General features: G+C 26.1%; 8 protein-coding genes. 6 read left to right on the top strand and 2 right to left on the bottom strand.

The genetic code is table 4. The annotated features are described in order from the left end of the window. Nucleotides 1–36: 36 nt before the first annotated feature. Complete coding sequence (locus tag RDJ14_RS01355) at nucleotides 37–1,467, top strand: hypothetical protein (protein ID WP_308149570.1); 1,431 nt, start codon at nucleotides 37–39, stop codon at nucleotides 1,465–1,467. 130 nt (nucleotides 1,468–1,597) lie between these two features. Here the strand turns inward: RDJ14_RS01355 and RDJ14_RS01350 are convergent, their stop codons facing one another. Then, nucleotides 1,598–2,206 carry a hypothetical protein gene (locus RDJ14_RS01350; protein ID WP_308149569.1) on the bottom strand — a complete coding sequence of 203 codons (609 nt, stop codon included), beginning with the start codon at nucleotides 2,204–2,206 and terminating at the stop codon, nucleotides 1,598–1,600. Between the two features lie 335 nt (nucleotides 2,207–2,541). Between RDJ14_RS01350 and RDJ14_RS01345 the strand changes: the two genes are divergently transcribed. Beyond that, nucleotides 2,542–2,955 carry a pyridoxal-phosphate dependent enzyme gene (locus RDJ14_RS01345; protein WP_308149568.1) on the top strand — a complete coding sequence of 138 codons (414 nt, stop codon included), beginning with the start codon at nucleotides 2,542–2,544 and terminating at the stop codon, nucleotides 2,953–2,955. After that, nucleotides 2,925–3,791: a pyridoxal-phosphate dependent enzyme gene (locus tag RDJ14_RS01340; protein WP_308149567.1), complete on the top strand. Its 867-nt coding sequence runs from the start codon at nucleotides 2,925–2,927 to the stop codon at nucleotides 3,789–3,791. Before RDJ14_RS01345 ends, RDJ14_RS01340 begins: the two co-directional genes overlap by 31 nt. A 55-nt stretch (nucleotides 3,792–3,846) precedes the next feature. Here RDJ14_RS01340 and rpsT read toward each other — a convergent pair whose 3' ends face one another. After that, the gene (gene rpsT / locus RDJ14_RS01335; RefSeq protein WP_308149566.1) at nucleotides 3,847–4,107 is read right to left on the bottom strand and encodes a 30S ribosomal protein S20; all 261 of its coding nucleotides are present in this window, start codon (nucleotides 4,105–4,107) and stop codon (nucleotides 3,847–3,849) included. Nucleotides 4,108–4,276: 169 nt separating this feature from the next. Between rpsT and RDJ14_RS01330 the strand changes: the two genes are divergently transcribed. From RDJ14_RS01330 to RDJ14_RS01320, 3 genes are read left to right on the top strand one after another with little or no spacing between them, the layout of a single operon-like run. Next, nucleotides 4,277–4,558, top strand: coding sequence for a hypothetical protein (locus RDJ14_RS01330; RefSeq protein WP_308149565.1), 282 nt, complete (start codon nucleotides 4,277–4,279; stop codon nucleotides 4,556–4,558). Between the two features lie 18 nt (nucleotides 4,559–4,576). Beyond that, the gene (locus RDJ14_RS01325) at nucleotides 4,577–5,188 is read left to right on the top strand and encodes a hypothetical protein (protein WP_308149564.1); all 612 of its coding nucleotides are present in this window, start codon (nucleotides 4,577–4,579) and stop codon (nucleotides 5,186–5,188) included. 27 nt (nucleotides 5,189–5,215) lie between these two features. After that, on the top strand, nucleotides 5,216–6,979 hold the full coding sequence (locus RDJ14_RS01320) for a DUF2779 domain-containing protein (protein ID WP_308149563.1): 1,764 nt from the start codon (nucleotides 5,216–5,218) through the stop codon (nucleotides 6,977–6,979). Nucleotides 6,980–7,222: the final 243 nt, after the last annotated feature.

The raw sequence follows: 7,222 nt of genomic DNA, 5'->3' as shown, positions 1-7,222 counted from the left end.
ATAATTATATGTGTTTCAATATAATGAGGTGATACAATGGAAAGCAACAAAAATAATGTAGATGATAAGGTAGATTCAAAATCATTAGACGATAGTATTGCTGGTAAAAATAAACCAAAAAGGATTATTAAAAAGAAAAAAGCTGAAGAATATTCAGAAGATACAGTAAATATAACATTGTATTATGAAGTGTCAAGTACTATATATAACAGTTTGGCTAATTTAGTGGTTAGAAAAGCTATTATGAGTGATGAAAATTTGATAAAAATTTTAGAATTACAAATTTCTAATTTATTTTTTCTTGAAATAGAATTAGTGCAACAGCTGAACAATAAAAAATATGCTATTGAATTTTTACAAATTATTTCTAATTTAATGGATCGTAGTTTTAGTGTAACTAAAAGTTCAAGAAAAAATCGTATTGAAATTTTAGAAGAACGTAACTTATTAATTGTTTCAATCACTAATAGTTGTAAAACTATCGAAAGAGAAAGTCTTGAAAGAATTAGACAGTTTGATAATGAGACACTGGTACAGTTAACTGATCAAATCGCAGCATTAAATAACTTTAGTGATGATAATATTAGTCCAACAGTATCTGTATCAAATCCTAATATGGATAACAACTTTGCTTCAAATCCTATGTCTGGTTACCAATTAAATAACAGTATGCCTAATATTAATAATTTAGACAATGCTAATTTAGCAAAATTAGGAGTTTTACCACAACACCCTGCGACAAACCCTAAATTCTATCCTTATGTAAGTAAACCAAAATCAATTCCTTTATTAAAGAAAATATTGTGTGGTTTTTTATTGTTAACAGTACTATTGTTAACAGTAACTTATATAATGACATATTTTGTAACAAGTAACTTCGTTATTAAAGCAGGTGGTTCTGCAGTAGATTATAATTTTGGACAAAAATCTCAATCTGTTATTTTTTCAATTATTACTACATTATTATTTGGGGGCGGATTTGTTTATTATATTTTAAAACCCGCTAAATTAATTCGTGATACTTATCGAATATCGTATTTCCTATTAATAATGGTAATTTTCTGAATTATTTATTCAGTCGCTAATATTGTTTTAATGACAACAGATAACTCTTTAACAGCAACTTTTGCTAGTTTCTTAGCTGATAAAACTGATAGCATAGATAGTAATGCTTTATCATGACTAAAAAGTTTATCAACTTTCCAAGCATTTAAAATTTTAACATATGTTTCAGCAGTTTCAGCAGTACCGTCAGTAGTTATTGGTTTAGTAATTGCTATTCTTAATCCAAAACGTGATAACAATAAAATTATTAGAGCTAATTCTGAATATCAAAATGCTATTAATAGTGCACTAAATGGTAAATCATACGAAATGGATCCATCATTATTTGACGACAATGATGACAGTGATAAAAAAATAAAAACTGGTTATAAATTTTGAAAAGATAGCGATTTGTTTAAATAAAAATAATACATAAAACAATAAAAATATTTTTATTTATACAATTAGATTTAAATGTAATTAACAGTTTGATAGGTTATTAATAGTTCATTTGAGTTTGTAGCAATATAAATATTACTGTTAAATCCACTTTTTAAAATATCTGGAATTTTATTTTATCCCATTCTGTTTCTGTTTCTGTTACTGTGTCGGTGTCTTTGTTGATTTTGTATAGTTTTCCATCATTGCTTCCAGCATATATGGTGCCGTCGATGCCAGTTGTTAATTTTCGTATTATATCAGGTATGGTTGAAGTGATATCAGTTATGGCATCAGTACCTTTGTTGATTTTGTATAATTTTCCATCATTGCTTCCAGCGTATATGGTACCATTAATGCCAATTGTTAGACTTTCTATTTTTGTAGTAATATTTGTAATAACTTTAAAATGTGTTACTGTAAAGTTAACATTAACATCATCACCTGTATATTTCCTACCATTACTAGAAACTTTAGCTCCGCTATTAGTTATATCAGTAACTTTTATAGCATTAATGTCAATATCCTTATTATTAGCTTTAATAGCTCGTTTTATAGTATTTTCTTTTGGGATAGCATTAAGGCCAATATAAAGGTTTGATAAGTCCTTTACTTTTAAAATACTATTTAAAATGCTACTACAACAAACGCAACAACTAGCAGCAGTACCAATTGAGGAAGTCGAAAAAACTAGTGCTAAAAGTATTCATAAAATTTTCTTCATAAGTTTCTCCTTTAAAAGTTTCTATTGTTAATTATAATTAATAAATTTTTTTAATTTGTACTAAAAGTAGTGATACATGAAAAAATGTTATTTACTTATATCAGTTACACTAAAAAGTTTTTTGATTAATCAAAAAAATATTATACGTGTAAGTTAATTTTTATAAATATTCAACCCTCTACTTTTTTCTGCGAAATTAAAAAATAATACAAATAAATGTACTTTGTATTTTTATTCAAAAATATGTTTTTTTGTTACTTATAAATGATAATATATGTATGTATTAGTTATATTCAGAGAAAAGTATATATTTTATAATTTTTAGGAGGAAACTCATGGAAAAATTAATAAATGCAGAGAACATTGAAAAAACGTATGAACAAATTAAAGATAAAATTAGTAAAACCAGTTTAATCAAAGCTGATAAATTTTCATCATTTTCAGGAAATAATGTCTTTTTAAAATTAGAAAATTTACAAAAAACTGGAAGCTTTAAAATCAGAGGTGCTTTAAATAAAATTCTTAATTTAAATGAAGAACAACAAGCCAAAGGCTTAATTGCTGCTAGTGCTGGTAATCATGCCCAAGGTGTAGCATTAGCTGCTAGAAGCTTAAATTTAAAATCAAAAATAATTATGCCCATAACTGCGCCATTGGCAAAGATTGAAGCTACTAAAGAGATGGGGGTTCTAAATGTATTGTCCAACTTCATGGTACTATGTTCGATGATGCAATGGCAGAAGCAATAAGAATTGAAAAAGAAGAAGGTTTAACTTTAGTTCATCCTTATGATGATAATTTCGTTGTTAATGGTCAAGGTACTATTGGTTTAGAAATATATGAGCAAATGCAAGCATTAGGTAATGATATTGACTATTGTTTAGTTCCTATTGGAGGTGGAGACCTTTTAAGTGGTATCTCAACATACTTAAAATGTAAAAACCCTAACATTAAGTTTATTGGAGTTGAAGCTGAAAATGTTGATTCATTTAAACAAGCGTTAAAAAATGGCAAACCATTTAAAATTCAAGCTAAAAGTTCGATTGCTGATGGAATTGCTGTTAAACAAACTGGTGAATTAACTTTTAAAATTTTAAAAAATAATGTTGATGAAGTCGTAACAGTTAGTGAAGAAGAAATTTCTCAAGCCATGCTATTTTTATTAGAAAAATGTAAAGTAGTAACTGAGGGTAGTGGTGCTGTCAGCGTGGCTGCTATTCTTTCAGGTAAACTTGATAAAATTATTGGTAAAGGTAAGAATGTTGTTTGTTTAATTAGTGGTGGTAATGTTGATATTACTACTTTAGGAACTATTATTAATAGTGCGTTAATTAGTTCTCATCGTCGTGTACCATTCTCAGTTAATGGAAAAATTAGTAATAATACAATTAATGAGATTGTTAATATTATTACTAAAAATGGTGCATCCATTTATAAGATTCATAGTAGTTTTGATCGAAATAAATTAGATATTAGTAACTTTAGTATTTTTGTTGTTATGGATACATCTGATGAATATCAAAAAAATAAAATTTTTAATGAAATAAGACAGTCAAATTCTAATTTCACCTTATTAATAAAGTAAAATAAATATAGAAATTAAAAATAACTGTTCAAATTACTGAACAGTTATTTTTAATTTATTTAGTTTGTGCTAATTTAGACATAATTTTTGATTTTTTATTAGCGGCTTTGTTAATGTGATAAATACCTTTAATAACAGCTTTATCAATTAAACTGCATGCTTGACTAACAAGAGTTGGAGCAGTTTTGTTTTTATCTTTAATTGCTACCTCTGCTTTTTTAAAAGCAGTTTTAATTTTAGCTTTGTAACTTTTGTTAATTTCATTTCTTTTTTCATTAGTTTTAATTCGTTTGATTTGTGATGCAATGTTTGCCATTTTTTTCTCCTTATGATTTAAATAATTTATAAATTGATTACAACAAAAATAATTATAACAAAAATACTAAATGTTGTATAATTTTTTTAATATTTTCAGTATAATTATTATGTTAGTGTTTTTGTATGAAAATATAACAAGTTAGTAGGGTAGTAGTAGGTGGTAAAAAATGAGTTACTATTATCGTAACCCTTATCAATTTTCTTATCATGGCTTTGCCCGCATTAGAACGAGACTAAAGTTGCAAGACCTAACTGAGATACAAGTGCGTGAGCATTGCTTAAAATTAATCAGTGAATCTCATTATATTGAAGAAACTAGAAGTTATAAATATATTAGAGTTAATAAAACAAATCTTTATTTTGTAATTAAAAAAGATACAAATTTAATTTTAACAATTTCACCCATGAGTCCTACTAAACTGTTAACAGTTATTGAGGAAAATTTATAAATAAAAAAGGTGATAAATATGAATAAATTAGCTAGTTCATGATGAATGTTAGCTCTAATTGGAGTAGTTGTAATAATTTTTATTCTAACAACTATATCATCAAAAAAGAAGAAAAAAGAAGTAAAATCACGTCGTCAAAAAGAAGTAAAACAAGTTATTAAAACTTTTATGCGCGAAGAATTGCAATTGCAACACAAAACTATTGAATTTGAGCAAGTAGTTTCACGTAGTAGTAAAGAATTCCGTTATCGTGATGTTTTTGATGTAATAGTGAAGTTATATGATTCTAAGAAAAATGACTTATATGCAACAAAAGCTTTTGAAGTTGAAGGATTTACGAAACAACTTTCAAAAAAAGAATTTGAAACAATTTGAAAAGTAAACCGCGAACTAGTTCTAGATGAAACAATTAAAAGTATTCAATTATCAAAAAAACGTAGTAAAAAAGTTAAGATGTCACGTAAAACTGCAGAAGAAAAAATTGCTATTAAAAAGGAAAGTGAAGCAGTAAAAATTGCTTTAGCTGAAGAAAGAATTCAAGAAAAAGCCGAGAAAAAACGTGCTAAAAATTTTGAAAAACCAAAAACTGCTATCCAAGATAAATTTTCTGGTTGAAAAGAAAAACAATAAACTATTAGATTTGTCAGGTAATAAGTTATGAAAATTTACAAAGATGATTATAAACACTTTCGCACTTGTCAAAAACTTTCATGGTTTTTAAAAGGTAAAAATTATAAGTTAGCAAAAAGTTTAATTGAAGAAAAATCTATTATTAATTTCGTAGAATTAACACATACTGAAACTAGTAGTAAATTTAATACAAATTTAATTACAATTGCTGACTTTCAAGATAACCAATTTTATAACTCAGAATCATTTGATAGCCAAAAAGATGATTCTGAATTTTATCTTGGAGAAACGATTGCTGATGGAGTTGAAACAGGTAAGTATGCTCAAGACTATTTTAAACGCAAGTTTACTAGTTTTAATTTAGAAAATTATGATTATATTAAAACCATGGAAATTATTAATGACAAAGCATATGATGTCTTATTTGAACCACGATTTGAATATGACGGTTGTATTACTAAATGTGATATCTTAAAACGTAATAATGATGGTTGAGACTTAATTGAAATAAAAGCTGTGACATGGGTTAAAGAAGAACATATGTGAGATTTACTTTATCAATACGATATCTTAACTAAATGTGGCATTAATATTGCTAATACCCATATTATGTATATTAATAATAATTATGTTCGTCAAGAAACTTTGGATTTAGATGAATTATTTATTCCTAATGGTACAACATGACAAAAAAGCCCTAAAACTAAAAAGAATTTTAATTTATATGATTCAATTCAAGATGAACTTTTAAAATATAATTTACAACTAGAATATCAAAAATTACGTAATATCATGGAAATGGATGATAAAGAAACGATTATAGCATTTTTAACGTCACCTTATTGCCATGAAAATGATACAACTTTTTGCTCTCATATTTTCAAATATTTTCCTATTCATAATAGTATTTTTGAATTATACCGACTACGAAAAACAAAAAAGGCGTTATGATATTATGAAGAACAACTATTAGCAATTAATGATGAACGAATTTGACCATTTATAACTAAGTCTGATTTACATTTACGTCAATATGATGTTATTAAAAATGGTGAAAAATTAATTGACCCCAATAAATTTGTTGATTTAAAAATTGAGTACAAAAAATATCAATATCCAGTTTATATGTATGACTTTGAAACTATGAAATCAGCCATTCCTAAATTTAAAAATTCAACACCATACCAACAAATTCCTTTTCAATATTCTATCCATGTTTTATTAAACCCTGATTTTGATTTTAAAACTAATTATAACATTGTTCATTATGAATTTTTAGCTGATGGTAATAGTGACCCGCGTTTTTTATTAACCAAGAACTTATGTCATGATTTACTTAAAATTCATGGTCAAGGTACGTATGTTGCTTATAATCAATCTTTTGAAAAATCAGTAATTAAAAAATTAGCATTTTGATATCCTGAATTCAAACATCAATTAGCACAAATTCATGATGGTACCATTGACTTGCAAGATTTTTTCAAAGGATTTAAAATTTATAAAGAACAATTTTATGGTTCTTTATCAATTAAAAAAACTTTACCTGCTTTTGAATCTGCTTTTTCATATGAAGATTTAGCTATCAAAAAAGGTGATATGGCATCAGAAGCTTTTCGTCGTCGAGTAGAAGATAATATTAGTTTAACTAATTGAAATCATAACTTTCGTGATAATATGTTAAAATATTGTGCTCGCGATACATTAGGCATGGTAGTATTATTTTGACATATTAAAGTTATTATTGAGAATTATCAAATACAGTTGGATGATGAGGTTTTAATTGTAAAATAAAATCTAAGGATGCTAAATACTTTCTTAGTAAGGGATATTGGGCGCATCACTTTAACCCTTAGATTCATAATTGGATAACAAAGAACGATATAACTATCGTTCTTTTTTTGTTAAGAATTAAATCCACTGTCATAGAAGTCAAATTGTGAGTACGAAATGTAAATACTTCTATATCAGGATAAAAGCGTGATTTTAAAATATTAATAGAATTGTTAAATTATCTAATTGAGATTGATTTATATT

The sequence above is a fragment of the Spiroplasma sp. AdecLV25b genome, from assembly GCF_030913225.1.
GTDB lineage: Bacteria > Bacillota_I > Bacilli_A > Mycoplasmatales > VBWQ01 > Spiroplasma_E.
This window is presented reverse-complemented; position numbering and strand designations above follow the sequence as displayed.